Annotated in this window: 22 protein-coding genes; 15 read left to right on the top strand and 7 right to left on the bottom strand. The window is 72.6% G+C overall.

From position 1 onward, the window contains the following. Window positions 1-12: 12 nt before the first annotated feature. The 3 genes from ACZ6PY_RS06385 to tkt all read right to left on the bottom strand — a co-directional run bounded on the left by ACZ6PY_RS06385 (window position 13) and on the right by tkt (window position 5,049). On the bottom strand, window positions 13-1,653 hold the full coding sequence (locus ACZ6PY_RS06385; RefSeq protein WP_466069810.1) for a glucose-6-phosphate isomerase: 1,641 nt from the start codon (window positions 1,651-1,653) through the stop codon (window positions 13-15). A 63-nt stretch (window positions 1,654-1,716) separates the two neighbouring features. After that, window positions 1,717-2,895, bottom strand: a complete 1,179-nt coding sequence (gene tal / locus ACZ6PY_RS06380; RefSeq protein WP_466069808.1) for a transaldolase — start codon at window positions 2,893-2,895, stop codon at window positions 1,717-1,719. A gap of 15 nt (window positions 2,896-2,910) precedes the next feature. Next, window positions 2,911-5,049 (bottom strand): transketolase, encoded by a 2,139-nt coding sequence (gene tkt, locus ACZ6PY_RS06375; protein WP_466069806.1) that lies wholly within the window; start codon window positions 5,047-5,049, stop codon window positions 2,911-2,913. 265 nt (window positions 5,050-5,314) lie between these two features. Between tkt and ACZ6PY_RS06370 the strand changes: the two genes are divergently transcribed. The 3 genes from ACZ6PY_RS06370 (at window position 5,315) to ACZ6PY_RS06360 (ending at window position 7,785) form a co-directional block, all read left to right on the top strand. Continuing rightward, window positions 5,315-6,274 carry a heme o synthase gene (locus ACZ6PY_RS06370; RefSeq protein WP_466069804.1) on the top strand — a complete coding sequence of 320 codons (960 nt, stop codon included), beginning with the start codon at window positions 5,315-5,317 and terminating at the stop codon, window positions 6,272-6,274. A gap of 251 nt (window positions 6,275-6,525) precedes the next feature. Continuing rightward, window positions 6,526-6,858: a hypothetical protein gene (locus ACZ6PY_RS06365; RefSeq protein ID WP_151461964.1), complete on the top strand. Its 333-nt coding sequence runs from the start codon at window positions 6,526-6,528 to the stop codon at window positions 6,856-6,858. Between the two features lie 6 nt (window positions 6,859-6,864). Then, window positions 6,865-7,785 (top strand): ATP-grasp domain-containing protein, encoded by a 921-nt coding sequence (locus ACZ6PY_RS06360; protein ID WP_466069802.1) that lies wholly within the window; start codon window positions 6,865-6,867, stop codon window positions 7,783-7,785. 40 nt (window positions 7,786-7,825) lie between these two features. Here ACZ6PY_RS06360 and ACZ6PY_RS06355 read toward each other — a convergent pair whose 3' ends face one another. Further along, window positions 7,826-9,493 carry a right-handed parallel beta-helix repeat-containing protein gene (locus ACZ6PY_RS06355; protein WP_466069801.1) on the bottom strand — a complete coding sequence of 556 codons (1,668 nt, stop codon included), beginning with the start codon at window positions 9,491-9,493 and terminating at the stop codon, window positions 7,826-7,828. Window positions 9,494-9,573: 80 nt separating this feature from the next. Beyond that, window positions 9,574-10,542 carry a COX15/CtaA family protein gene (locus tag ACZ6PY_RS06350; protein ID WP_466069799.1) on the bottom strand — a complete coding sequence of 323 codons (969 nt, stop codon included), beginning with the start codon at window positions 10,540-10,542 and terminating at the stop codon, window positions 9,574-9,576. A gap of 98 nt (window positions 10,543-10,640) precedes the next feature. Between ACZ6PY_RS06350 and ACZ6PY_RS06345 the strand changes: the two genes are divergently transcribed. The 8 genes from ACZ6PY_RS06345 to ACZ6PY_RS06310 all read left to right on the top strand — a co-directional run bounded on the left by ACZ6PY_RS06345 (window position 10,641) and on the right by ACZ6PY_RS06310 (window position 17,332). Then, window positions 10,641-11,393, top strand: a complete 753-nt coding sequence (locus tag ACZ6PY_RS06345; protein ID WP_466069797.1) for a helix-turn-helix transcriptional regulator — start codon at window positions 10,641-10,643, stop codon at window positions 11,391-11,393. Further along, window positions 11,390-12,820, top strand: a complete 1,431-nt coding sequence (sufB, locus tag ACZ6PY_RS06340) for a Fe-S cluster assembly protein SufB (RefSeq protein WP_107075697.1) — start codon at window positions 11,390-11,392, stop codon at window positions 12,818-12,820. Before ACZ6PY_RS06345 ends, sufB begins: the two co-directional genes overlap by 4 nt. Window positions 12,821-12,911: 91 nt before the next feature. Further along, window positions 12,912-14,057 (top strand): Fe-S cluster assembly protein SufD, encoded by a 1,146-nt coding sequence (sufD, locus tag ACZ6PY_RS06335; RefSeq protein WP_466069795.1) that lies wholly within the window; start codon window positions 12,912-12,914, stop codon window positions 14,055-14,057. Beyond that, complete coding sequence (locus tag ACZ6PY_RS06330) at window positions 14,057-14,383, top strand: non-heme iron oxygenase ferredoxin subunit (RefSeq protein WP_091270089.1); 327 nt, start codon at window positions 14,057-14,059, stop codon at window positions 14,381-14,383. Before sufD ends, ACZ6PY_RS06330 begins: the two co-directional genes overlap by 1 nt. Beyond that, a complete protein-coding gene (gene sufC, locus ACZ6PY_RS06325; RefSeq protein ID WP_466069792.1) occupies window positions 14,383-15,156 on the top strand; it encodes a Fe-S cluster assembly ATPase SufC in 774 nt (257 codons plus the stop codon). The genes ACZ6PY_RS06330 and sufC overlap by 1 nt, the downstream gene beginning before the upstream one ends. Before the next feature lie 6 nt (window positions 15,157-15,162). After that, window positions 15,163-16,467 (top strand): cysteine desulfurase, encoded by a 1,305-nt coding sequence (locus tag ACZ6PY_RS06320; RefSeq protein ID WP_466069790.1) that lies wholly within the window; start codon window positions 15,163-15,165, stop codon window positions 16,465-16,467. After that, window positions 16,467-16,940 carry a Fe-S cluster assembly sulfur transfer protein SufU gene (gene sufU, locus ACZ6PY_RS06315; protein WP_466069788.1) on the top strand — a complete coding sequence of 158 codons (474 nt, stop codon included), beginning with the start codon at window positions 16,467-16,469 and terminating at the stop codon, window positions 16,938-16,940. Before ACZ6PY_RS06320 ends, sufU begins: the two co-directional genes overlap by 1 nt. Then, window positions 16,937-17,332, top strand: coding sequence for a metal-sulfur cluster assembly factor (locus ACZ6PY_RS06310; RefSeq protein WP_466069786.1), 396 nt, complete (start codon window positions 16,937-16,939; stop codon window positions 17,330-17,332). The genes sufU and ACZ6PY_RS06310 overlap by 4 nt, the downstream gene beginning before the upstream one ends. Window positions 17,333-17,422: 90 nt before the next feature. Here ACZ6PY_RS06310 and ACZ6PY_RS06305 read toward each other — a convergent pair whose 3' ends face one another. Beyond that, the gene (locus ACZ6PY_RS06305; protein WP_466069784.1) at window positions 17,423-17,752 is read right to left on the bottom strand and encodes a nucleoside triphosphate pyrophosphohydrolase family protein; all 330 of its coding nucleotides are present in this window, start codon (window positions 17,750-17,752) and stop codon (window positions 17,423-17,425) included. Window positions 17,753-17,985: 233 nt separating this feature from the next. Here ACZ6PY_RS06305 and ACZ6PY_RS06300 point away from each other — a divergent pair, with 233 nt between their 5' ends. The 3 genes from ACZ6PY_RS06300 (at window position 17,986) to ACZ6PY_RS06290 (ending at window position 20,662) form a co-directional block, all read left to right on the top strand. After that, window positions 17,986-18,618 (top strand): LysE family transporter, encoded by a 633-nt coding sequence (locus ACZ6PY_RS06300; RefSeq protein WP_466069782.1) that lies wholly within the window; start codon window positions 17,986-17,988, stop codon window positions 18,616-18,618. A 25-nt stretch (window positions 18,619-18,643) separates the two neighbouring features. Then, the gene (locus ACZ6PY_RS06295; RefSeq protein ID WP_466069781.1) at window positions 18,644-19,282 is read left to right on the top strand and encodes an acVLRF1 family peptidyl-tRNA hydrolase; all 639 of its coding nucleotides are present in this window, start codon (window positions 18,644-18,646) and stop codon (window positions 19,280-19,282) included. 165 nt (window positions 19,283-19,447) lie between these two features. Continuing rightward, complete coding sequence (locus tag ACZ6PY_RS06290) at window positions 19,448-20,662, top strand: RCC1 domain-containing protein (protein WP_466069779.1); 1,215 nt, start codon at window positions 19,448-19,450, stop codon at window positions 20,660-20,662. A 90-nt stretch (window positions 20,663-20,752) separates the two neighbouring features. Here ACZ6PY_RS06290 and ypfJ read toward each other — a convergent pair whose 3' ends face one another. Beyond that, window positions 20,753-21,667, bottom strand: a complete 915-nt coding sequence (gene ypfJ, locus ACZ6PY_RS06285) for a KPN_02809 family neutral zinc metallopeptidase (RefSeq protein ID WP_466070760.1) — start codon at window positions 21,665-21,667, stop codon at window positions 20,753-20,755. Window positions 21,668-21,916: 249 nt separating this feature from the next. Between ypfJ and ACZ6PY_RS06280 the strand changes: the two genes are divergently transcribed. After that, the gene (locus ACZ6PY_RS06280) at window positions 21,917-23,524 is read left to right on the top strand and encodes an ABC-F family ATP-binding cassette domain-containing protein (protein ID WP_313719375.1); all 1,608 of its coding nucleotides are present in this window, start codon (window positions 21,917-21,919) and stop codon (window positions 23,522-23,524) included. The last annotated feature ends 1 nt before the right edge of the window (window position 23,525 follow it).

Here is a 23,525-nt window from a genome sequence, read left to right as displayed (position 1 = left end):
CGTCATTCATCGTCACGTCAATGTCCGTCCGGCCGCGTCCAGTAGCTGGGCGACGCCCGCCGCCCGCTCGGTCAGGTGCAGGCGCAGCACCGGCCGCCCGCGACCGGCGAGGGCCCGCCGGTCGCCGGCGGCCTGGGCCGCCTGAAGGTCTCCGAAGGTGTACGGGCGGCCGGGCACCGGCAGGTCGTCGGTGACCGCGCCGGTCACCTGGAGGTGACTGCCGGCCCGCGGGCCGCCCCTGTGGTACTGCCCGGTGGAGTGCAGGCAACGCGGCCCCCACCCGAAGGTGACCGGGCGCGCGGTCGCCCGCGCCAGCAGCGGGCGCAGCCCGGCCACCGCCGCGTCGCCCCACCGGTCGAGGTAGGCGGCCACCGCCAGGTAGCCGTCGTCGCCCAGCCCGGCGAGCAGCCAGGTCAGCGCGCCGGCCAGATCGGCGGGGGCGCCGGCCGGGGCGTACACCTCGATGGCGCCCTCGGTGGCCGCGGGCGACTCCGCCGGCGGGCCGGCGGCGAGCAGCCGCGCGGTGTGCTCCGTGCTCTCGGCGACGTCCGGCTGGCCGAACGGGTCGACGTCGAGCACGGCGGCGGCGAGCGCGGTGGCGTACTCCCAGGTGAGGAACTGGGCGCCGAGCGGGCCGTTGACCGCCACGTCGGCGGGGCCGGGCGCGACGCCCGGGCCGAGGGCCCCGCCGTAGCCCACGGTCAGCACGCCCGGCCCGGTGGCGCCGGGGGCGTCCGGGGATTCCGCCACGACCGGGAGGATGCCCTGGCCGGCCTTGCCGGTGGACTCGGCGAGCAGTTGCTCGGCCCAGTCGCCCAGCCCGTCGAGCCCGGTGCCGTCGGACACCAGCGCGACGGTGTCCCGGCCGGTGGTGGCCGCCGCGGCGAGCGCCGCCCCGAGGGCCAGGCCCGGGTTGTCCCGGTCCCGGTCGAGCGCGCCGGCGAGGGCCTCGGCGTCGTCCAGCAGGTCGGCGACCGGCGCCCCGGCCAGCGCCGCGGGGACCAGCCCGAACGCGGTGAGCGCCGAGTACCGGGCGCCCACCGCCGGGTCGGACTGGATGACCACCACGCCCAGCTCGTCGGCGACCGCCTCCAGCGGGGAGCCGGGGTCGGTGACCACCACGAAGTGCCGGGCGGCCTCCGCGTCGGTCAGCCCGGCGTCCAGGAACGCCTGCCAGTACGCCCGCCGGATGCCGTCGGTCTCCACCGTGGCGCCGGACCTGCCGGCGACCACCACCACGGTGCGGTCGAGCCGGTCGGCCAGGGCCGCGCGGATCTCGCCGGGATCGGTGCCGTCCAGCACGGTCAGCGGCCGCCCGAGGGTCCGGGCGACCACCTCCGGGGCGAGCGAGGAGCCGCCCGACCCGGCCAGCACCACGTGGTCCAGGTCGGCCAGCTCCTCGGCCAGCTCGGCGAGCTGGGGGAGCAGGTCCCGGGCGCGCGCGTGGGTGTCCAGCCAGCCCAGCGCCGTCCGGGCCGTCGCCTCGGCGGCCGGCCCCCAGAGGGTCGGGTCCTTGGCGGCGAGCCGGGCGGGGAGGTCCGCGGCGACCAGCGCGGCCCGCACGGACGCGGGCGCGGACCCGTCGACCGCGTCCGCGCCGTGCACGGCCAGCCCGGCGGCGATGTCCGCCCGGCCGGCCAGCAGGTCGCTCACCTCACCACCCCGTCCTCGTGGCGTGGCGCGTCCCGGGTCCCGGGACGCGTCCGGCGCCGTCCGTCACGCGTTGCCCCCGGCCTTCTCGGCGGCCCGCGCGTTGCCCTTGGCGGCCCGGTTCGGCTGGCTGATGCCCTTGGCCGCCTCGGCGAGGGACTTCTTGACCCCGTCGAGCAGTTCCATCCAGCTCGTCTCGAACTTCTCCACGCCCTCCCGCTCGAGGGTGTCGATCACGTCGGCCATGTCCACGCCGACCGCCTCCAGGTCGGTGAAGACCGTGCGGGCGGCGTCGTACGCGCCGGTGATGGTGTCGGCGCGGGTCTCGCCGTGGTCGGCGTAGGCGTGGATGACCGCTTCCGGCATGGTGTTGACCGTGCCGGGCGCGATCAGCTCCTCGACGTAGATGACGTCCCGGTAGTCGGGGTTCTTGGTCGAGGTGGAGGCCCACAGCGGGCGCTGCGGGTGGGCGCCGGCGTCGGCCAGCTTCCGCCACCGGTCGGAGCCGAAGACCTCGCTGTAGCGCTCGTACGCCAGCTGGGCGTTGGCGATGGCCGCCTTGCCGCGCAGCGCCTTGGCCTCGTCGGAACCGATCTTCTCCAGCCGCTTGTCCACCTCGGTGTCGACCCGGGAGACGAAGAACGAGGCGACCGACCCGATCTTCGACAGGTCGTGACCGTTCGCCTTCGCCTGCTCCAGACCGGCCAGGAACGCCTCCATGACCTGCGAGTACCGGTCCAGGCCGAAGATCAGCGTGACGTTCACGCTGATCCCCTCGGCCAGGGTCGCGGTGATCGCCGGCAGGCCCGCCTCGGTGGCCGGGATCTTGATGAACAGGTTCGGCCTGTCGACCAGCCACCAGAGCGCCTTGGCCTCGGCGACGGTCCGGTCGGACTCGTGGGCCAGCCGCGGGTCGACCTCGATCGACACCCGGCCGTCGACGCCGTCGCTCTTGTCGTAGGAGGGGCGCATCACGTCGCAGGCCCACCGCACGTCGTACGTGGTGAGCATGCGGACCGCCTCCTCGACCTCGATGCCGCGGGTGGCGAGGTCGCGCAGCTGCCAGTTGTACTCGTCGGCGTCGCTGAGTGCCTTCGCGAAGATCGTCGGGTTGGTGGTCACCCCGGCCACGTGCGACTCGCGGCGGAGCTTGTCCAGCCCACCGGAGCTCAGTCGTACCCGGGAAAGATCGTCGAGCCAGATCGCCACACCGGCGGCCTGAAGCTCGCTCAGCCTGTCCGTCATGCTGTCCACGCTCCCTCAGTTGCCGGTCGTGAAACCGGTGATGTCGCCCACCCGGGTCAGCGCCGCGTGCGCGGCGGCCACGATCCGGTCGGGGGTGAACCCGAACTGTTCGAAGAGCACGGTGTGCGGCGCGCTCGCCCCGTAGTGCTCCAGGCTCACGCACTCGCCGCTGTCCCCGACGATCGCCCGCCAGGACATGGCGATGCCCGCCTCCACGCTCACCCGTGCCTTTACCCCGCGCGGGAGCACCGACTCCCGGTAGGCCTCGTCCTGCGCGTAGAACCATTCCTGGCAGGGCATCGAGACGACCCGGGTGGGGGTGCCGTCGGCCTCCAGCCGCTCCCGGGCGGTGAGGCAGAGCTGCACCTCGGAGCCGGTGCCCACGATGATCACCTGCGGCTTGCCGTTGGAGGCCTCGGCCAGCACGTAGCCGCCCTTGGCCACGCCCTCGGCGCCGCCCAGCTCGGTGCGGTCGAGGGTCGGCAGGGCCTGCCGGCTGAGCGCCAGCGCGGTGGGCCGGTCGGTGTGCTCCAGGGCCTGCCGCCAGGCCCAGGCGGTCTCGTTGGCGTCGGCCGGGCGGACCACGTCGAGGCCCGGGATGGCCCGCAGCGCGGTCAGGTGCTCCACCGGCTGGTGGGTCGGGCCGTCCTCGCCGAGGCCGATCGAGTCGTGCGTCCAGACGTAGGTCACCGGCAGCTTCATCAGCGCGGCGAGCCGCACCGAGGGGCGCATGTAGTCGCTGAACACCAGGAACGTGCCGCCGTACGGGCGGGTGCCGCCGTGCAGGGCGATGCCGTTGAGGATGGCGCCCATGGCGTGCTCGCGGATGCCGAAGTGCAGGGTGCGGCCGTACTCGTCGCCCGGGAAGTCCTTGGTGGCGTGCTCGGCCGGGACGAAGGACGGCTCGCCCTTCATGGTGGTGTTGTTGCTCTCCGCCAGGTCGGCGGAGCCGCCCCACAGCTCGGGCAGCACCGGGGCGAGGGCCTCCAGGATCTTGCCGGAGGCGGCCCGGGTGGCCACGCCCTTGGCGTCGGCCGGGAAGGTCGGCAGCGCGTCGGCCCAGCCCTGCGGGAGCGTACGGGTCGACATCCGCTCCCAGAGCGCCTTGCGCTCCGGGTTGGCCGCGGCCCAGGCGTCGAACTCGGTGGTCCACGCGGCCTGCGCCTCGGCGCCCCGCTCCAGCACCTGGCGGGCGTGCTTGAGCACCTCCTCGTCGACCTCGAAGGTGCGCTCCGGGTCGAAGCCGAGGACCCGCTTGGTGGCCTTCACCTCGTCGGCGCCCAGCGCCGAGCCGTGGATCTTGCCGGTGTTCTGCTTGTTGGGCGCGGGCCAGCCGATGATGGTGCGCAGCGCGATGAAGGAGGGCCGGCCGGTCTCCGCCTTCGCGGCCAGCAGCGCCTCGTGGAGCGCCTCGACGTCCTCGTGGTAGTCGCCCTGGTCGGCGTCGCCGCGGCGCCAGTCGACCGTCTGGACGTGCCAGCCGTACGCCTCGTAGCGGGCGGCCACGTCCTCGCTCTTGGCGATCCGGGTGTCGTCCTCGATCGAGATCTCGTTGTCGTCGTAGATCACGCAGAGGTTGCCGAGCTGCTGGTGGCCGGCGAGGGCGCTCACCTCGTGGCTGATGCCCTCCTCGATGTCACCGTCCGAGGCGATGCACCAGATGTCGTGGCGGAACGGGGAGTCGGCCCGGTCCGGGTCGGGGTCGAACAGGCCGCGCTCGCGGCGGGCCGCCATGGCCATGCCGACCGCGTTGCCGAGGCCCTGGCCGAGCGGGCCGGTGGTGGTCTCGACGCCCGGGGTGTGGCCGTGCTCCGGGTGGCCCGGGGTGAGCGAACCCCACTGGCGCAGCGCCTTGAGGTCGTCCAGGGCCAGCGGGTAGCCGGAGAGGAAGAGCTGGATGTAGAGGGTCAGGCTGGAGTGCCCGGCGGACAGCACGAACCGGTCCCGGCCGGGCCAGTTCGGGTCGGCCGGGTTGTGCCGCATGACCCGGTTGAAGAGCAGGTACGCCGCCGGGGCGAGGCTCATGGCCGTGCCCGGGTGGCCGTTGCCGGATTTCTCCACGGCGTCCATGGCCAGCACGCGGACCGTGTCGACGGCCCTGCGGTCGAGGTCGGACCAGTTGAGAGCGGGAAGCTCGGGTCGGTTGGCAGCCACGATGGTTGTGCTCCTCGGCAGATGGGCGGAACCCTCACTGATGACCCTATCGAGCGGCCCTAAACGTCCGCCCGGGGATCTCTGCATGCTGGTCTGTACGTCTCCGACCCGATCCGCCGTTCAACCCGGGATGTGACGGCCCGCACCGTTGCCGGGTCTGCGGGGCAGCCAAAACGACGCCGCGTAGTGTGTGGGGCGGTGTGTGGACCCGGAGGGGTCCGAGCCGATCCCGACCTCCCCCGCCGAAGCCGGAAGGTGGCAATCCGTGAGCATGATCACCGAGCGCCCCGTCAGCGACTCTGCCGGGCAGCCGCCGGTGGCCACGGTGGCGGAGGCGCCGGCGACCGGCCGGCGGGACGTGCGGGCCGTGGTGGCCGCGTACGTGGCGCTCACCAAGCCGCGGATCGTCGAGCTGCTGCTGGTCACCACCGTGCCGGCAATGATGCTGGCCGACGGCGGCATGCCGGCGCTCTGGCTGGTGGCCGTGGTGCTGGTCGGCGGCTCGCTCGCCGCGGGCGCGGCCAGCGTGCTCAACTGCTACATCGACCGCGACATCGACCAGTTGATGCGGCGCACCAAGCGCCGGCCGCTGCCCGCCCACACCGTGTCGCCGCGCAGCGCGCTGATCTTCGGCCTGGTGCTCGCGGTGATCTCGGTCGCGCTGATGGCCGCCACCACGAACTGGCTGGCCGCCGGGCTGACCCTCGCGGCGATCGCCTACTACGACCTGGTCTACACGCTGTGGCTGAAGCGCACCACGGCCGCCAACACCTTCTGGGGCGGCGCCTGCGGGGCGGCGCCGGTGCTGATCGGTTGGGCCGCGGTCACCGGTTCCCTGGCGCCGGCGGCGTGGGGCCTGTTCGCGGTGGTGTTCTTCTGGCAGATGCCGCACTTCTACGCCCTGGCGATCAAGTACAAGGCGGACTACGCGCGGGCCGGCATCCCGATGCTGCCGGTGGTGGCCTCGGTCCGCCGGGTCAACGTGGAGATCATTCTCTTCTCCTGGCTGACCCTGCTCTCCTCGCTGGCGGTCTGGCCGCTCGGGATGAGCCCGATCTACGGCGTCACCGCGCTGGTGGTCGGCGGGATCTTCGTCGTCGAGGCGCACAAGCTCTGCCGGCGCGCGGCGCGCGGCGAGGCGGTCAAGCCCATGCGGCTGTTCCACTGGTCCACCACCTACCTCACCATCCTGTTCGCGGCCGTCGCTCTCGACGCGCTGCTCTAGTGCTGTTTCCCGCGTTCACCGGAGTGGATGGGTTCCCCGTGTCGCGGATTTCATCAGAATTTTTTTCGGTGTGAGTCGGACGGGCTCAACCCGGACAGACTGGGACGATCTCCGCCGCCCGTTTTGAGCCGGCGTAGGCGACATGTGCGGGCGAATTACCTGTGGTCTTCCTTAAACCCGGAGGTAATTGGCATCACAATCAGTTCATCGTTCTCGCACATCCGAGTGGATGTCTGCTTAGGCTTCGCGTCATGGCAGATGGTTCCGATACGACGCTGACGGCTGACAAGACCGCCGAGCAGGCCCCCAACGGCCTGGTCGCGGGCATCAAGTCGTTCGCCGCCGGACACGGCGGGGCGAAGGCGGTCATCGAGTACGTCGGCAAGCGCGGCGCACGGATCGTCCTCGTGGGTTCCGACGGGGCGTGGGCAGACCAGTTCGCCGACGGCACCGACGTCGCGCGGCAGGCCTGCGCCAAGGCAGGAGTGACCGTCGAGAACGCCTGGGAGCGTGAGCTGATGGACCAGATGCGTCCGAGCAACGACCTCTGGCGGTCGATGGCCCGGCGCACGATGGCCCGTTGACATAAATTGACCAACCACTACCAGTCGACCCGGGGGAAACCCCGGGTCGCTCTCGTCACCTGCACGGCCCTTCCCGACCTCGACCCGGACGACCGGCTCGTGCTCGCCCCGCTCGCCGCCCGCGGCGTCGCCGCCGAGGCGGTCGTCTGGGACGACCCGGCCGTGGACTGGTCCCGCTACGACCTGGTCGTGCTCCGCTCGCCCTGGGACTACGCGCTGCGCCGCGACGAGTTCGTCGCCTGGGCGCGCACGGTGCCCGCCCTGGTCAACCCGGCCGACGTGGTCGCCTGGAACACCGACAAGCGCTACCTGGCCGAGCTGTCCGCGGCCGGCGTGCCCACCGTGCCGACCGCCTGGGTCGAGCCCGGGGCGGACTGGGCCCCGCCGGCCGACACGGGGGAGTACGTGATCAAGCCGGCGGTCAGCGCCGGCAGCCAGGACACCGGCCGGTACGACCTGGCCGACCCGGAGCACCGGGAGCTGGCCGTGGCCCACGTGCGGCGGCTCTCCGCCGCCGGCCGGGTCACCATGGTTCAGCCGTACCTGACGGCCGTCGACACCGCCGGGGAGACCGCGCTGCTCTTCCTGGCCGGACCCGACGGCCTGGCGTTCAGCCACGCGATCCGCAAGGGGCCGATGCTGACCGGCCCCGACCGCGGCGTGGCCGAGCTGTACCGGGAGGAGCGGATCGACGCCCGCACGGCCACCCCGGAGCAGCTCGACACGGCGGAGAAGACCCTCGCCGTCGTGCCCGGCGGCACCGAGCGGCTGCTCTACGCCCGGGTGGACCTGATCCCCGGCCCGGACTCCTCGCCCGTCCTGGTCGAGCTGGAGCTCACCGAGCCGAGCCTGTTCGTGGGCCACGCCGACGGCGCACCGGACCGGCTCGCCGCGGCGATCGCCACCCACCTGAACCGGCGGTCCTGACCGCGCGCCCCGGCCCGCGCCCGGCGGGCCGGGGCGGCCGTCACTGCTCGTCGCAGTGGTTGCGCTCCCAGCGGCCGCCGATCGGCGGGGTGTCCAGCCGGATCGCCGCCTCGTTCCCGGTGACGTCGTTGTCCTCCACCCGGCAGGACACGCAACTGCCCGCTTCGGTGATCCACAGTCCGTAGGTCTGGGTGTGCTCGTCCCGGTGCCAGATCCGGTTGCCCCGCACGGTGGCCGAGTCGAACGGGGCGTTGATCGCGATCCCGGCGCGCTCCGGCGGGCCGGCGGGCAGCTCGTACGGCGTGCCGGGCGCCGGGGTGGCCTCGTTCCAGCCGCTGGCCCCGTCGGGCCGCACCTCGGCCAGGGACAGCTCGTTGCCGGTGTTGTCGGCGACGACCGCGGTCCGCGAGTCGACCCGCACGATCTTGCCCCGGTGCCCGCCGGGCGGCCAGTCCGCCGTCCCGTCGGTCACCTGGCGCTGGGCGTAGCGCACCGTCGCACCGGAGCCGCGGCAGGCGGGCGCGGACCGGCGCCCGTTGTCCCGGATCCGGTTGTCCACCACCGCGGCGTCGATCATCGGCCGGTCGATCCGGATCCCGTCCAGCGCGTTGTCCCAGATGTGGTTGCCCTGGATCACCACGTCCTCCGCGGCGCCCCGGTAGCCGTGGCCCAGGTCGTGCTCGTGGTAGCCGTAGCCGCCGTTGCGGCTGATCCGGTTGCCCCGGATCGCGTACGGGCCGGGGGTGTTGCCCATGCTGATCCCGTCGCCGACGTTGCGGTCGATCACGCAGTCGGTCAGCAGCCCGCCGCGGCCGGCGATCCCGGCCGTGCCGTTGGCCGACACGTCGAAGCCCGCCTCCAGGTTGTTCGTCAGCGTGCAGGCCGAGACGATCAGCCCGTCGGCCCCCCAGTCGGAGATGCCGAACCGGTTCGCCTGGCTGTGGCACCCCACGATGCGGTAGCCGCGCGGGGGAGGCCAGTAGTCCTTCTGCAGCTCCAGGAAGATCCCGTTGGTCCCGTTGCCCAGGGTGGTGCAGTTGGCGATCGTGAGCCGCTCCACGTCGCCCCAGCCGCCGATGCCGACGCCGATGCCCGCGCCGCCCATCTGCTCGCCGTTGTCCAGCCGGCCGCAGCCCACCACGACCACGCCGTCGATCAGGCTGTCCTGGAGGAAGTCGCAGCCCAGCCCGGTCGCGCCGGTGTGGTGGATGTAGAGGTTCCGGAAGACGCCGCGCACCACGTACTGGAGCCCGAGGCCCTTGGCCAGGTAGTTGTACTGGGCCATGCCGACGCCGGAGCCGTCGATCTCGAAGTCGGCGAAGGTGCAGTCGGCGATGTGCCGGTCCCGGTCCGCGCCGTGCTGCACGGTGGTCCAGAACGCCAGCGGGACCGGATCGCTCCGGTTGCCCTCGTTGCTGAGCAGGAACCGGGTCGCGGCCGACCCCGCGCCGATCAGCGACACCCCGCTGCGCCACACGGTGCCGGCGTCCCGGATCGAGTAGATGCCCGGCGGGCAGTAGATGACCCGGGCCCGGCCGTCCGCGGCGTACCCGTCACCGAGCCGCTCCACCAGGGCGGCCAGCGCGGGCTGGTCGTTGGTCACGCCGTCGCCGGTGAGCCCGAAGTCGAGGGCGTCGCACCACAGCGGCGCGCCGGCCACCGGCGTCAGCCGCTGCGGGACGGTCGTGGACAGGCCCTTGCGCGACACCGGCGGCTCCCCTCGGGCGGACGATCCGTGGCGGACCGCATTCCCGCTGCCCGCCGGGCGTAACGCCGGGGGGGAGTGGCTCAGGCGGCGGCGGTGACCGGCTGGCCGGCCGGCGCGGCGGCGGCCGTGGCCGGCGGGGCGGCCGGACGCCGCTCCCGGGTGGCCCAGAGCACGCCCAGGGTCGCCAGCAGCACCAGGCAGGAGCCGAGCATGTGCGCGGCGACAAGCACGGCGGGCAGGTGGGTGAAGTACTGGACGAAGCCGATCAGGCCCTGGCCCAGCTCGACCGCGACCAGCACCCCGGCGGCCCGGGCGGCCCGGGCGGCGCCCACCGCGCGGAACGCGAGGAGCAGCGCCACCGAGAGGCCGATCAGCAGGAACACCGCGTCGGCGTGCACCTGCGAGATCGCCTCCGGGTCCAGGCCGTTGCGGGCCGCGCCCTGGTCGCCCGCGTGGGGGCCGCTGCCGGTCACCCAGGTGCCGACCACCAGCACGGCCGCGCTGACCACGGTGGTGAGCCCGGCGAGGGTACGCAGCGGCGCCGGCACGGTCGGGCGGACCGGCCCGTCCGGCTCGACGGTGCGCCGCCAGAGCGCGTACGCGGCGGCGATCACCGCCATCGAGGCGAGGAAGTGCAGCCCGACCACCCACGGGTTGAGGTTGGTGAGCACGGTGATGCCGCCGACCACGGCCTGGGCGGGAATGCCGAACAGCACGCCGATCGCCAGCGGCAGCAGCCCGCGCGGCCGGGTCCGCTGGGCCAGCACGGCGAGCACCACGGCCAGCGCGATGATGCCCACGGCGAAGGTGAGCAGCCGGTTGCCGAACTCGATCGCCCCGTTGACGCCCATCTCCGGCGTGGCGATGTACGACTCGTCGGTGCACCGGGGCCAGGTGGGGCAGCCGAGCCCGGAGCGGGTGAGCCGGACCCCCCCGCCGGTGACCACGATCGCCACGTTCGCGATGATCGAGGTGTACGCGAGGCGGCGCAGGAGCGTGGGGGAGACCGGGAACCGGGCGAAAGCCTTCACGGAGCGAATCCTACGCACCGTAGTTGAGCTCGATCGGGTGACTCCGTCACCTCGGTGGTCGGGATCACCGGACCCCGGGTTTGCGGGGCTCCGGCGAATTACGTAACGTTGGCGTTGTGAAAAACGCGGCGGCGCTCTCCGGGCACCACCAGGCGACCGCTCCGGTCGCCAGCACTGCCGCGTCCGCCGATCTCTCCACCCGTGACCGGGTCACCCAGCTGCTGCTGGAGCAGGGCGCGACGACCGCCGGCCAGCTCGGCTCGGCGCTCGGGCTCAGCCCGGCCGCGATCCGCCGGCACCTCGACGCCATGCTGGCCGACGGCGACGTGGAGGCCCGCGAGCAGGTCGTGCGGGGCAGCCGGGGCCGGGGCCGACCGGCCCGGGTCTTCGTGCTCACCGAGGCGGCCCGGGTGCGCTGCGGCACCCACCACTACGACAACATCGCCACGGCCGCCCTGCGCTGGATCGCCCGCACGGGCGGCTCGCGGGCCGTCGAGGCGTTCGCCGCCGAGCAGGTGACCGCGCTGGAGGAGCGCTGCCGCGCCGCCATGGAGGACGCCGGCGACGACCCCCTGGCCCGGGCGGAGGCGCTCGCGGGGGCACTGACCGCCGAGGGTTACGCTGCCAACGCGTCCACGATCGCCTCCGGCGGCCAGCTGTGCCAGCACCACTGCCCGGTGGCGCACGTGGCCGCCGAGTTCCCCCAGCTGTGCGAGGCCGAGACCGCGGTGATCTCCCGTCTGGTCGGCACCCACGTGCAGCGCCTGGCCACCATCGCGCACGGCGACGGGGTGTGCACCACGCACATCCCCGCCCAGCCGCGTGCCCAGTCCGGTAACACCGTCACCACTGTGAGGACAGATAGATGACCGAGCAGATCGTCCAGCCCCTGACCCAGGAGGAGCAGCTCGCCGCCCTCGGTCGCTACGAGTACGGCTGGGCCGACCCCGATGTCGCGGGGGCGGCTGCCCAGCGCGGCCTGAACGAGGCGGTGGTGCGGGACATCTCGGCCAAGAAGAACGAGCCGGCCTGGATGCTCGACCTGCGCCTCAAGGGCCTGCGGCTGTTCGGCCGCAAGCCGATGCCGGCGTGGGGCGCGGACCTCACCGGGATCGACTTCGACAACATCAAGTACTTCGTGCGGTCCACCGAGAAGCAGGCCACCAGCTGGGAGGACCTGCCCGAGGACATCAAGAACACCTACGACCGGCTGGGCATCCCCGAGGCGGAGAAGCAGCGGCTGGTCGCCGGCGTCGCGGCGCAGTACGAGTCCGAGGTCGTCTACCACAAGATCCGTGAGGACCTCGAGGAGCAGGGTGTCATCTTCCTGGACACCGACACGGCGCTGCGCGAGCACGAGGACATCTTCAAGGAGTACTTCGGCACGGTGATCCCGGTCGGCGACAACAAGTTCGCCGCCTTGAACACCTCCGTCTGGTCCGGTGGCTCGTTCATCTACGTGCCGAAGGGCGTGCACGTGGAGATCCCGCTGCAGGCCTACTTCCGGATCAACACGGAGAACATGGGCCAGTTCGAGCGGACGCTGATCATCGTCGACGAGGGCGCGTACGTGCACTACGTCGAGGGTTGCACCGCGCCGCTCTACTCCTCGGACTCGCTGCACAGCGCGGTCGTGGAGATCATCGTCAAGAAGAACGCCCGGTGCCGCTACACGACCATCCAGAACTGGTCGAACAACGTCTACAACCTGGTGACCAAGCGCGCCGTCTGCCACGAGGGCGCGACCATGGAGTGGGTCGACGGCAACATCGGCTCCAAGGTCACCATGAAGTACCCGGCGGTCTACATGACCGGTGAGCACGCCAAGGGCGAGGTGCTCTCGGTGGCCATGGCCGGCGAGGGCCAGCACCAGGACGCGGGCGCCAAGATGGTGCACGCCGCGCCGCACACCTCCTCGACCATCGTGTCGAAGTCGATCGCCCGGGGCGGCGGCCGCACCTCGTACCGGGGCCTGGTGCAGGTGCTGGAGGGCTCGCACAGCAGCCGGAGCACGGTCAAGTGCGACGCGCTGCTGGTCGACACCATCTCCCGCTCCGACACCTACCCCTACGTCGACATCCGTGAGGACGACGTGTCGATGGGGCACGAGGCGACCGTCTCCAAGATCAGCGACGACCAGCTCTTCTACCTGATGAGCCGGGGCCTGAGCGAGGACGAGGCGATGGCCATGATCGTGCGCGGCTTCATCGAGCCGATCGCCAAGGAGCTCCCGATGGAGTACGCCCTGGAGCTCAACCGCCTGATCGAGCTCCAGATGGAGGGCGCGGTCGGCTGACGCCGCCGCTCCCGCGTGGCGGGCCGGCAACCCCGGTCCGCCACACCAGGCCCCGATCTCGTCGTCCCGGAACAGACAGACCAAGGAAGAGATGACTACCCAGGCTTCCGCGCCGCCCGCGACCAAGTCGCAGGCGCTCCGCTCGTACGACGTCGCCGACTTCCCGGCCCTCACCGGCCTGGAGGAGGAGTGGCGCTTCACCCCGCTCAAGCGCCTGCGCGGGCTGGCCGCCGGCGAGGCGCAGGCCGCGACCGGCACGGTCCGCCACGAGCACGGCGACCTGCCGGAGGGCGTCACCGTCGGCCGGATCGGCAGGGACGACCCGCGGGTGGGCAGCGTGCTCACCCCGTTCGACCGGATCAGCGCGCTGGCGTACGGCGGGGTCGACGAGGCGCTGCTGGTGCAGGTCGCCCGGGACGCCGTGGTCGAGGCGCCGGTGAGCCTGCGGGTGGTCGGCGGAGGCGCGGACGCGCTCGCCCTCGGCCACACCTTCGTCGAGGTGGGCCGGTTCGCCGAGGTGACCCTGGTGCTGGAGCACGTCGGGTCGGCCACCCTTGCCGACAACGTCGAGGTGTCGGTCGGCGACGGCGCGAAGCTCACCCTGGTCACCGTCGCCGACTGGGCCGAGGACGCGGTGCAGGCGCAGCACCTCAAGGTCAAGCTGGGCCGCGACGCCAAGGTGATCCACGTCCAGGTGAGCCTCGGCGGCGACCTGGTCCGGCAGTACACCTCGGTGGAGTACACGCAGCGCGGCGGCGAGGCCGAGCTGTACGGCGTCTACTTCGCCGACTCCGGCCAGCACCTGGAGCACCGGCAGCTGGTCGACCACACCGTGCCGGACTGCCGCAGCTACGTCGGCTACCGGGGCGCCCTGCAGGGCGACAGCGCGCACACCGTCTGGGTCGGTGACGTGCTGATCCGGGCCGAGGCGACCGGCACCGACACGTACGAGATCAACCGGAACCTGCTGCTCACCGACGGCGCCCGGGCCGACTCGGTGCCCAACCTGGAGATCGAGACCGGCGAGATCGCCGGCGCCGGGCACGCCAGCGCGACCGGCCGCTTCGACGACGAGCAGCTCTTCTACCTGATGGCGCGGGGCATCCCGGAGGGCGAGGCCCGCCGCCTGGTGGTCCGCGGCTTCTTCGCCGAGCTGGTCAACAAGATCCCGGTCGAGGAGCTGCGCGAGCGGCTCGGCGACGCGATCGAGGCCCGCCTCGCCAAGGCCGGCGCCTGATGATCAAGATCTGCTCGACCGAGGACGTGCCCAAGGGCACCGCGATCAGCGCCGACGTCGACGGCACGCAGATCGCGATCGTGCACGGCGAGGACGACGCGTTCTACGCCGTGTACGACGAGTGCTCGCACGCCGCGGTGGCCCTGTCCGAGGGCGAGGTCGACGGGTGCACGCTGGAATGCTGGCTGCACGGATCCCGTTTCGACCTACGGACGGGTGAGCCCACCGGGCTGCCCGCCACCGAACCCGTTCCCGTCTATCCCGTCGAAGTCCGCGACGGCGACATCTACGTCAGCCTGACGCCGAGCAATGGAGTGACCCGCTGATGAGCACCCTGGAGATCCGCGACCTGAAGGTGTCGGTCAAGCTGCCCGAGGGTGAGCTCAAGCCGATCCTTTCCGGTGTCGACCTGACCGTGCGGTCGGGCGAGACCCACGCCATCATGGGCCCGAACGGCTCCGGCAAGTCGACCCTGGCGTACTCGATCGCCGGTCACCCCAAGTACGAGATCACCGGCGGCTCGGTGACCCTCGACGGCGAGGACGTGCTGGCCATGTCCGTCGACGAGCGGGCCCGCGCCGGCCTCTTCCTGGCCATGCAGTACCCGGTCGAGGTCCCCGGCGTCTCGGTGGCCAACTTCCTGCGCACCGCCAAGACCGCCATCGACGGCGAGGCGCCGAAGCTGCGCACCTGGGCCGGCGAGCTGCGCGGCGCCATGGAGAAGCTCCAGATGGACCCGGCGTTCGCCCAGCGCAACGTCAACGAGGGCTTCTCCGGCGGCGAGAAGAAGCGGCACGAGATCATGCAGCTGGAGCTGCTCAAGCCGCGGATCGCCATCCTCGACGAGACCGACTCCGGCCTCGACGTGGACGCGCTGCGCGTGGTCAGCGAGGGCGTCAACCGGGTGCGCGACACCGGCGACACCGGCCTGCTGCTGATCACCCACTACACGCGGATCCTGCGCTACATCAAGCCCGACTTCGTGCACGTCTTCGTGGCCGGCCGGATCGTCGAGCAGGGCGGCCCGGAGCTGGCCGACAAGCTCGAGGAAGAGGGCTACGAGCGGTACGTCGCCGGGGCCGGCTCGGCGCGGGCCTGAGCACCGATGACCTCCATCGCGATCCCGTCGGGCATGCCGCAGTACGACGACGTGCCCCGCTACGACGTGGCGCGGGTGCGGGCCGACTTCCCGATCCTGGACCGGGAGGTCAACGGGCACCCGCTGGTCTACCTCGACAGCGCCAACACCTCGCACAAGCCGCGGCAGGTGCTCGACGTGCTCGCCGAGCACTACGCGATGCACAACGCCAACGTGTCGCGCTCGGTGCACACGCTGGGCACCGAGGCGACCGAGGCGTACGAGGGGGCGCGGGCGAAGATCGCCGCGTTCATCAACGCGCCCAGCGCGGACGAGGTGGTCTTCACCAAGAACTCCACCGAGGCGATCAACCTGGTGGCGTACGCGTTCTCGAACGCCTCGCTGCGCCCGGACGCCGACCCGCGGTTCCGCATCGGCCCGGGTGACGAGATCGTCATCTCCGAGATGGAGCACCACTCGAACATCGTCCCGTGGCAGCTCCTCGCGGAGCGCACCGGCGCGACCCTGCGCTGGTTCCCGGTGACCGACCACGGCCGGCTCGACGAGTCCGGGCTGGACGACCTGGTCACCGAGCGGACGAAGATCGTCTCGCTGGTGCACATGTCGAACATCCTCGGCACGGTCAACGCCACCGCGCGGATCACCCAGCGGGTCCGTGAGGTGGGTGCCCTGCTGCTGCTCGACTGCTCGCAGTCGGTGCCGCACCTGCCCATGGACGTGGTCGACTACGACGCGGACTTCATCGTCTTCACCGGCCACAAGATGTGCGGCCCGACCGGCATCGGTGTGCTGTGGGGCCGGGGCGAGCTGCTCGCCGCGATGCCCCCGGTGTTCGGTGGCGGCTCGATGATCGAGACCGTGTCGATGGCCCGCTCCACGTTCGCCGCGCCGCCGGCCCGGTTCGAGGCGGGCACCCCGCCGATCGCCGAGGCGGTCGCGCTCGGCGCGGCGGTCGACTACCTCACCGGGATCGGGATGCCGGCCATCCAGTGGCACGAGAAGGAGCTGACGGCGTACGCGCTGGACGCCCTCGCCACCGTGCCGGGGCTGCGCGTCTTCGGCCCGAACGTGCCGGTGGGCCGGGGCGGGACGATCTCGTTCGCGCTCGGCGACGTGCACCCGCACGACGTCGGGCAGGTGCTCGACTCGCTTGGCGTGCAGGTCCGGGTGGGGCACCACTGCGCCAAGCCGGTGTGCACCCGGTTCGGCGTGCCGGCCATGACCCGGGCGTCGTTCTACCTGTACACCACGACCGAGGAGATCGACGCGCTGGTGGCCGGTCTCGAGCAGGTGCGGAAGGTGTTCGACTGATGCGGCTCGACCAGCTCTACCAGGAGATCATCCTGGATCACTACAAGCATCCGCACGGCCGCGGCCTGCGGGACGCGACCGACCCGGCCGCCGCGGTCGGCGAGGCGCACCACGTCAACCCGACCTGCGGCGACGAGATCACCGTGCGGGTGACGACCGACGGCAAGGTGTTCACCGACATCTCGTACGACGGGATGGGCTGCTCGATCAGCCAGGCGTCGGCCAGCGTGCTGCACGAGCTGCTGCGCGGCCGGGCCGCCGACGACGCCGCCGCGGTGCACGAGGCGTTCGTCGAGTTGATGTCCGGGCGTGGCCAGGTCACGCCGGACGAGGACGTGCTCGGAGACGGGGTGGCGTTCGCGGGTGTCGCGCGCTACCCGGCCCGGGTGAAATGCGCGCTGCTGTCGTGGATGGCGTTCAAGGACGCCGCGGCACGCGCCGGGGTGGGCGTGAGCCCGGAGGTGAAGGCATGAGCAGCGAAGAGACCGCCCCGACGCCGGAGACCGGCGCGGTGGCGACGGACGGCGCGGCGGCCGGCGGCAAGGCCGCGATCGACGCCATCGAAGAGGCGATGAAGGACGTCGTCGACCCCGAGCTGGGCATCAACGTGGTCGACCTCGGCCTGGTGTACGGCATCCACGTCGACGATCAGAACGTCGCCACCCTGGACATGACGCTGACCTCGGCGGCGTGCCCGCTGACCGACGTCATCGAGGACCAGGCCCGGCAGGCGCTGACCACCGGCCCGGGCGGCGGCCTGGTCGACGACATCCGGATCAACTGGGTCTGGCTGCCGCCGTGGGGGCCCGACAAGATCACCGACGAGGGCCGGGACCAGCTCCGCTCCCTCGGCTTCAACGTCTGACCGTTCCCCGGTCACCGTCGAGCGCGACACCCCCGCGGGTGCCGCGCTCGACCCGTTCCACCCCCGAACGCGGCCCGACCGCCCCCTGGCTCAGCGGTCGTCGCCGCTGCCGCCCAGCACGCCACGGTCCCGGCGGCTGGCCAGCTTGGCCAGGTTGGCCGCCGCGATGTCGTCCAGCGACAGGTCGAGGTAGTCGGCGAGCACCGCCAGGTACCAGAGCACGTCGCCGAGTTCCCGGGCGATGTCGGCCCGGTCGAGCCGCGACTCGTCGCTGTCCAGGTCCCGGACCCACTTCTTGAACTTCTCCGCGATCTCACCCGACTCGCCGACCAGCCCGAGCACCAGGTGGAGCAGCTCGTTCCGCTTGTCCCGTGGAGCGGCCGTACGGAGGGCGCCGCGCTGATACTCGTCCAGGTCCATGGCGGACCAGTATGGTCGAGCGCCGCCCACCCGACCCGCCGGGTGTCCACGCCACGACATCCTCCGCGCCCGACGCGGACCGGGGTGGGTAATCCGGTGGCGGCTCGGGGGAGGGGCAGGCACGATGGGCGCGTGATCGAGGCGTACCCGAAGCAGGTTCCTGTCCGTGCGGCCACCGCCGCGCGCCGACAGCGCACCCTGCCGCCGGCCGCCTCGACCCGCCGCCCGCCGTCGTGACCGGGGCGTTCCTCGCCGGTCTGGTGGCCGGCTACGGCGTCGCCGTCCCGGTCGGCGCGATCGCGATCCTCATCCTCGGGCTCAGCGCCCGCACCGGCTTCCGGGTCGGCGCGGCCGCGGCGCTCGCCGTGGCCACCGCCGACGGGCTCTACGCGGCGGCCGCCGCGCTCGGCGGCGCCGGCCTGGCCGGGATCGTCGCGCCGGTCGCGGGCCCGCTGCGGGTGGTGGCCGCGCTCGTCCTGCTCGGCCTCGCCGGCCACGGGCTGTGGCGGACCTGGTCCGCCCGCCGGACCCGGGAGGTCGCGGAGGCGCCGGTGGGGCGGGGGCTGAACAGCCCCGGGCGCGCGTACGCGGCGCTGCTCGGCCTCACGCTGCTGAACCCGGCCACGGTCGTCTACTTCGCCGCGCTGGTGCTCGGCCGCCAGGACACCGCCGACCCGGACGCGGCCACGGCCGCGTTCTTCGTGGCCGGCGCCTTCCTGGCCTCGGCGAGCTGGCAACTGGTCGTCGCCGGTGGCGGCACCATGGTCGGCCGGGCGCTGGCCGGACCGCGCGGCCGCCTGGTCACCGGCCTGGTCTCCAGCGCCCTGATCGCCGCCCTGGCGGTCGCCACCCTGCTGCCCGACTGAGCCGCTGGTGCCGTACGGTCGGGCGGTGACCAGCCGACCCGCAGCCGGGGGCGGCCGGTGGGTCGAGGTCGACCCGGCCCGCGTCGCCCGCTGGGTCGAGGGCTTCGCCGACCGGCACGGCCCGCCCACCACGACCGTGGAGGGGTACGGCCTGCTGCTCACCGCCCCCGACGGCGCCACCGCCGAACTGCACACCCCGCCCGGCGCCCCGGTCGCCGCCGACGTGCCCGGGTTCGTGGCCGCGGCCGGCGCGCCCCGCCGGCTCGGCCTGCTGCTGGCCCGCAAGGGCGCGGTGGCGGTCGGCGTCGCCGAGGGCGCCGAGCTGGTCGTCTCCAAGGTGGACACCCGGTACGTGCAGGGCCGCACCGCCGCCGGCGGCTGGTCCCAGCAGCGCTTCGCCCGGCGCCGCGACAACCAGGCGAAGGCGGCGCTGGGCGACGCGGCCGAGCTGGCCGTACGCCTGCTGCTGCCGGAGGCGTCGACCCTGACGGCCCTGGTCTGCGGCGGCGACCGGCGGGCGGTGGACACGGTGCTGGCCGACCGTCGGCTGGCCCCGCTCACGGCGCTGCGCGCCGGCCGCCTCCTCGACGTGCCCGAGCCTCGGCAGGCGGTCCTGGTCGCTGCCGTCTCGGCGGCCCGGGCGGTCCACATCCTGGTCCGCTGAATGGGAAAGATCCCATCAAGACAGCGCAATCCGGCTCGCCGTTGATGCATTGAAACCGAGCGATGCATAGGGTCGGTGCCACGAAGTGGCGGGTCTCCGGGCGACCCGCCGGGGCAGCTTCGTCTCCGCTATCAGGCACCGACATCGTTGGGAGACGACAACTCCATGAGCGGACATCAGGACGGACGGCTGCGGGCCCGGTGGCGCCGTGCGACAAGGTTTCTCGCCGCTGCGGCGGCGATGTCCATCGGAAGCGCCGTGCTCACCGCCGCGCTGACGACGGGCACGGCGGCCGCGAGCCCCGCCCCCCAGCGTGGCGTGCTCGCCGCCCCGGCGGTCACCAGCGTCACCGCGGGCGCCGCACACACGTGCGCGATCCGTACCGACGGGGGACTGCTGTGCTGGGGCTCGAACTACAGCGGTCAGCTCGGTGACGGGACCACCACCAACCGGAGCACTCCGGCACGGGTCGGCACCGCCACCTGGACCGGCGTCGACGCCGGGTCCGGGCACACCTGCGCGATCCGGACGGACGGGACGCTGTGGTGCTGGGGCTCCAACTCCCGGGGTCAGCTCGGTGACGGGACCACCACCAGCCGGCGCACCCCGGTCCAGGTGGGCAGCGCCGACTCCTGGGCCAGGGTCGACGCCGGCCCCGCGCACACCTGCGCCGTGCGGACCGACGGCACGCTGTGGTGCTGGGGTTTCAACCGGACCTCGCAGCTGGGCGTCGGCAGCTCGCCGTACGTCGCGACGACCCCGCTGCAGGTCGGCACGGCGACCAACTGGGCGAGCGTCTCGACCGGCTTCGCGCACACCTGCGGCGTCCGCACCGACGGCACGCTGTGGTGCTGGGGCTACAGCTCGGACGGGCAGCTCGGTCTCGGCACCCTGGGCTCGCAGACGACGCCCGCACAGGTCGGAACCGCGACCACCTGGACCGGCGTCACGGCCGGCTACGCCCACACCTGCGGGGTCCGGGGCGGCACCCTCTGGTGCTGGGGTGAGAACGGGTACGGGCAACTGGGCGCGAGCGGCAGCTTCCAGACCGCGCCGGTCCAGGTCGGCACGGCCACCACGTGGAGCCGGGTCGGGGCGAGCGGCGACACCACGTGCGCGTCCCGCACGGACGGCAGCCTCTGGTGCTGGGGCAAGAACACGACGGGGCAGGTGGGCGACGGCACCACCACCCACCGGACGGCGCCGACCCGCGTCGGTGACGCCACCACCTGGACGGGCGGCCCCGCCGTCGCCGACCACAGCTGCGCGATCCGTACCGACGGCGGCCTGTGGTGCTGGGGCGACAACAGTGGGGGCCAGCTGGGCGACGGCACCACCACCCCGCGGCCGACCCCGGGCCAGGTGACCCTGCCGGCCTGACCCGCCGGGAACACGACATCGGGCCGTCGTCCTGCCCCGTTGGATGTCTCGGCGGTGCAGGCCGACGGCCCGAGGACGTACCGCTCCGGCTTACTGCGCGGAGCCGAAGGTGTCGCAGGCCTTCGGGTCACCGGTGGAGAAGCCCCTGGTGAACCACTGCTTGCGCTGCTCGGAGGTGCCGTGGGTGAACTCGTCCGGGTTCACCGGCCGGCCGGAGCGCTGCTGGATCGCGTCGTCGCCGATCTTCTCGGCGGTGTCGATCGCCTGCTGGATGTCCTGGTCGGTGATGCTCTTGAAGATCTTCTGGCCCTGCTCGTCGGAGGTGCCGGTGGCGTTCTTCGCCCAGGCGCCGGCGTAGCAGTCGGCCTGGAGTTCCAGCTTCACCGACAGCGTGTTGGCGCTCTGCGGGTCGCGCTGCTGCTGGCGGCGCATCTGCGCCTCGGTGCCGAGCAGGTCCTGCACGTGGTGCCCGTACTCGTGGGCCAGCACGTACGGCTGGGCGAACTCGCCCTCGGCGCCGAGCTGCTCGGCGAGGAGGCGGTAGAAGGTGAGGTCGATGTAGACCAGGTCGTCGGCCGGGCAGTAGAACGGGCCGACCCCGGAGTCGGCCGCGCCGCAGCCGGTGTTCACGTTCTGGCTGAAGAACACGGTCTTCGACGGCTTGTACTGGTCGCCGAACACCTCCGGCAGGGCGGTCCGCCAGTACGCCTGGATCGAGTTGACATACAGCGTGTTGCGGCAGTCGAGCTGCTTCAGCGCGTCCTCCGCGGAGCACTTCTGCTCCAGCGAGGTGTTGTCGCCCTGCTCGGACCCGCCGCCGTTGGTGGCCGCGTTCAGCCCGAAGCCGCCGCCCACCAGGGCGACCAGGACGGCGATGATGATGCCCACGATCCCGCCCCGGCCACCGCCGATCGGGATCGGGATGCCCATCCCGCCGCCTCCGCCGGACCCTCGCCGGTCATCCACCTGGCTGGTGTCGACCCGCGCGTTCTCGTTCAGCTCCATGTTGACCCCGATCACCGATTAGTCCGTATGTGGTGGTTGCGGTACCGGACCGGGTCCGGACGGGGTTTTCGGTACCCGATGATCTTGCGCGGTAATCCGGCGGGCCGGCCGGGGAGCGCCCGGTACAATTGGCGCGTGCTGCGCTGCGAAGGCTGAACGGCCCCGCGCCGACGGGAACTGATGACCCGCCGGCGCTTTCGCGTGCCCTGAGTCAGCCCTTCGCCGAACCCCGAGAGCGAGTACCTCGACATGATCAACGCCACCGGCCTGGAGCTGCGCGCCGGTTCCCGGATCCTGCTGTCCGACACCACGCTGCGGGTGCAGCCGGGTGACCGGATCGGCCTGGTCGGCCGCAACGGAGCCGGCAAGACCACCACCCTCAAGGTGCTGGCGGGGGAGGGGCAGCCGTACGCCGGGCAGATCGACCGGCGCAGCGCCATCGGCTACCTGCCGCAGGACCCGCGCACCGGCGACCTGGAGGTCACCGGGCGGGACCGGGTGCTCTCCGCCCGCGGGCTGGACGTGCTCATGGCGCAGATGAAGGAGCTGGAGGAGAAGCTCGCCGAGGGCGCCGACGACGAGAAGCTGGTCCGCCGCTACGGCGCGCTGGAGGACCAGTTCGCCTCCCTGGGCGGCTACGCGGCCGAGGCCGAGGCGGCCCGGATCTGCGCGAACCTCGGCCTGCCCGACCGCGCCCTGGCGCAGACCATCGGCACCCTCTCCGGCGGCCAGCGCCGCCGCATCGAGCTGGCCCGGATCCTGTTCCGCGACGCCGGCGAGAACGGCGGCGGCATCCTGCTGCTCGACGAGCCGACCAACCACCTCGACGCCGACTCGATCACCTGGCTGCGCGGGTTCCTCGGCAACCACAAGGGCGGCCTCATCGTGATCTCCCACGACGCGTCCCTGCTGGAGGCCGTGGTCAACAAGGTCTGGTTCCTGGACGCCACCCGCTCCGTGGTCGACGTCTACAACCTGGGCTGGAAGGCGTACCTGGAGGCGCGGGAGACCGACGAGCGGCGCCGCCGCCGGGAGCGGGCCAACGCGGAGAAGAAGGCCGGCGCGCTGATGGCCCAGGCGGACAAGATGCGGGCCAAGGCCACCAAGACCGTCGCCGCGCAGAACATGGCCCGGCGGGCCGAGAAGCTGCTGTCCGGCCTGGAGGACGTGCGGGTCGCCGACAAGGTGGCGAAGGTGCGCTTCCCCACCCCGGCGCCGTGCGGCAAGACCCCGCTCACCGCCTCCGGCCTGTCCAAGTCGTACGGGTCGCTGGAGATCTTCACCGACGTGAACGTGGCCGTGGACCGTGGCTCCCGGGTGGCGATCCTGGGCCTCAACGGCGCCGGCAAGACCACCCTGCTGCGGATGCTCGGCGGCCTGCTCGAACCCGACACCGGCGAGGTGCGCCCGGGGCACGGGCTGCGGCTCGGCTACTACGCGCAGGAGCACGAGACGCTGGACGTGGAGCGGACGATCCTGGAGCACATGCGCAGCGCCGCGCCGGAGCAGACCGACACGGACCTGCGCCGGATCCTGGGCGCGTTCCTGTTCTCCGGCGAGGACGTCGACAAGCCGGCCGGGGTGCTCTCCGGCGGTGAGAAGACCCGGCTGGCCCTGGCCACCCTGGTCTGCTCCGGCGCCAACGTGCTGCTGCTCGACGAGCCGACGAACAACCTCGACCCGGTCAGCCGCGAGCAGGTGCTGGACGCGATCGCCCGCTACCCGGGTGCCATCGTGCTGGTCACCCACGACCCGGGCGCGGTGCTGGCCCTGAAGCCCGACCGCGCCATCCTGCTCCCCGACGGCGACGAGGACGCCTGGTCCGACGACCTCCTGGAACTGGTCGAACTGGCCTGAG

It is taken from the genome of Micromonospora sp. NPDC048907, from assembly GCF_055586885.1.
This window is presented reverse-complemented; position numbering and strand designations above follow the sequence as displayed.

Coding starts and splice junctions, on each gene's coding strand:
- tal (WP_466069808.1), bottom strand. CDS start 2,895: ATGACGGACAGGCTGAGCGAGCTTCAGGCCGCCGGTGTGGCGATCTGG.
- ACZ6PY_RS06365 (WP_151461964.1), top strand. CDS start 6,526: ATGGCAGATGGTTCCGATACGACGCTGACGGCTGACAAGACCGCCGAG.
- sufB (WP_107075697.1), top strand. CDS start 11,390: ATGACCGAGCAGATCGTCCAGCCCCTGACCCAGGAGGAGCAGCTCGCC.
- sufD (WP_466069795.1), top strand. CDS start 12,912: ATGACTACCCAGGCTTCCGCGCCGCCCGCGACCAAGTCGCAGGCGCTC.
- ACZ6PY_RS06330 (WP_091270089.1), top strand. CDS start 14,057: ATGATCAAGATCTGCTCGACCGAGGACGTGCCCAAGGGCACCGCGATC.
- sufC (WP_466069792.1), top strand. CDS start 14,383: ATGAGCACCCTGGAGATCCGCGACCTGAAGGTGTCGGTCAAGCTGCCC.
- ACZ6PY_RS06320 (WP_466069790.1), top strand. CDS start 15,163: ATGACCTCCATCGCGATCCCGTCGGGCATGCCGCAGTACGACGACGTG.
- sufU (WP_466069788.1), top strand. CDS start 16,467: ATGCGGCTCGACCAGCTCTACCAGGAGATCATCCTGGATCACTACAAG.
- ACZ6PY_RS06310 (WP_466069786.1), top strand. CDS start 16,937: ATGAGCAGCGAAGAGACCGCCCCGACGCCGGAGACCGGCGCGGTGGCG.
- ACZ6PY_RS06305 (WP_466069784.1), bottom strand. CDS start 17,752: ATGGACCTGGACGAGTATCAGCGCGGCGCCCTCCGTACGGCCGCTCCA.
- ACZ6PY_RS06290 (WP_466069779.1), top strand. CDS start 19,448: ATGAGCGGACATCAGGACGGACGGCTGCGGGCCCGGTGGCGCCGTGCG.
- ypfJ (WP_466070760.1), bottom strand. CDS start 21,667: ATGGAGCTGAACGAGAACGCGCGGGTCGACACCAGCCAGGTGGATGAC.
- ACZ6PY_RS06280 (WP_313719375.1), top strand. CDS start 21,917: ATGATCAACGCCACCGGCCTGGAGCTGCGCGCCGGTTCCCGGATCCTG.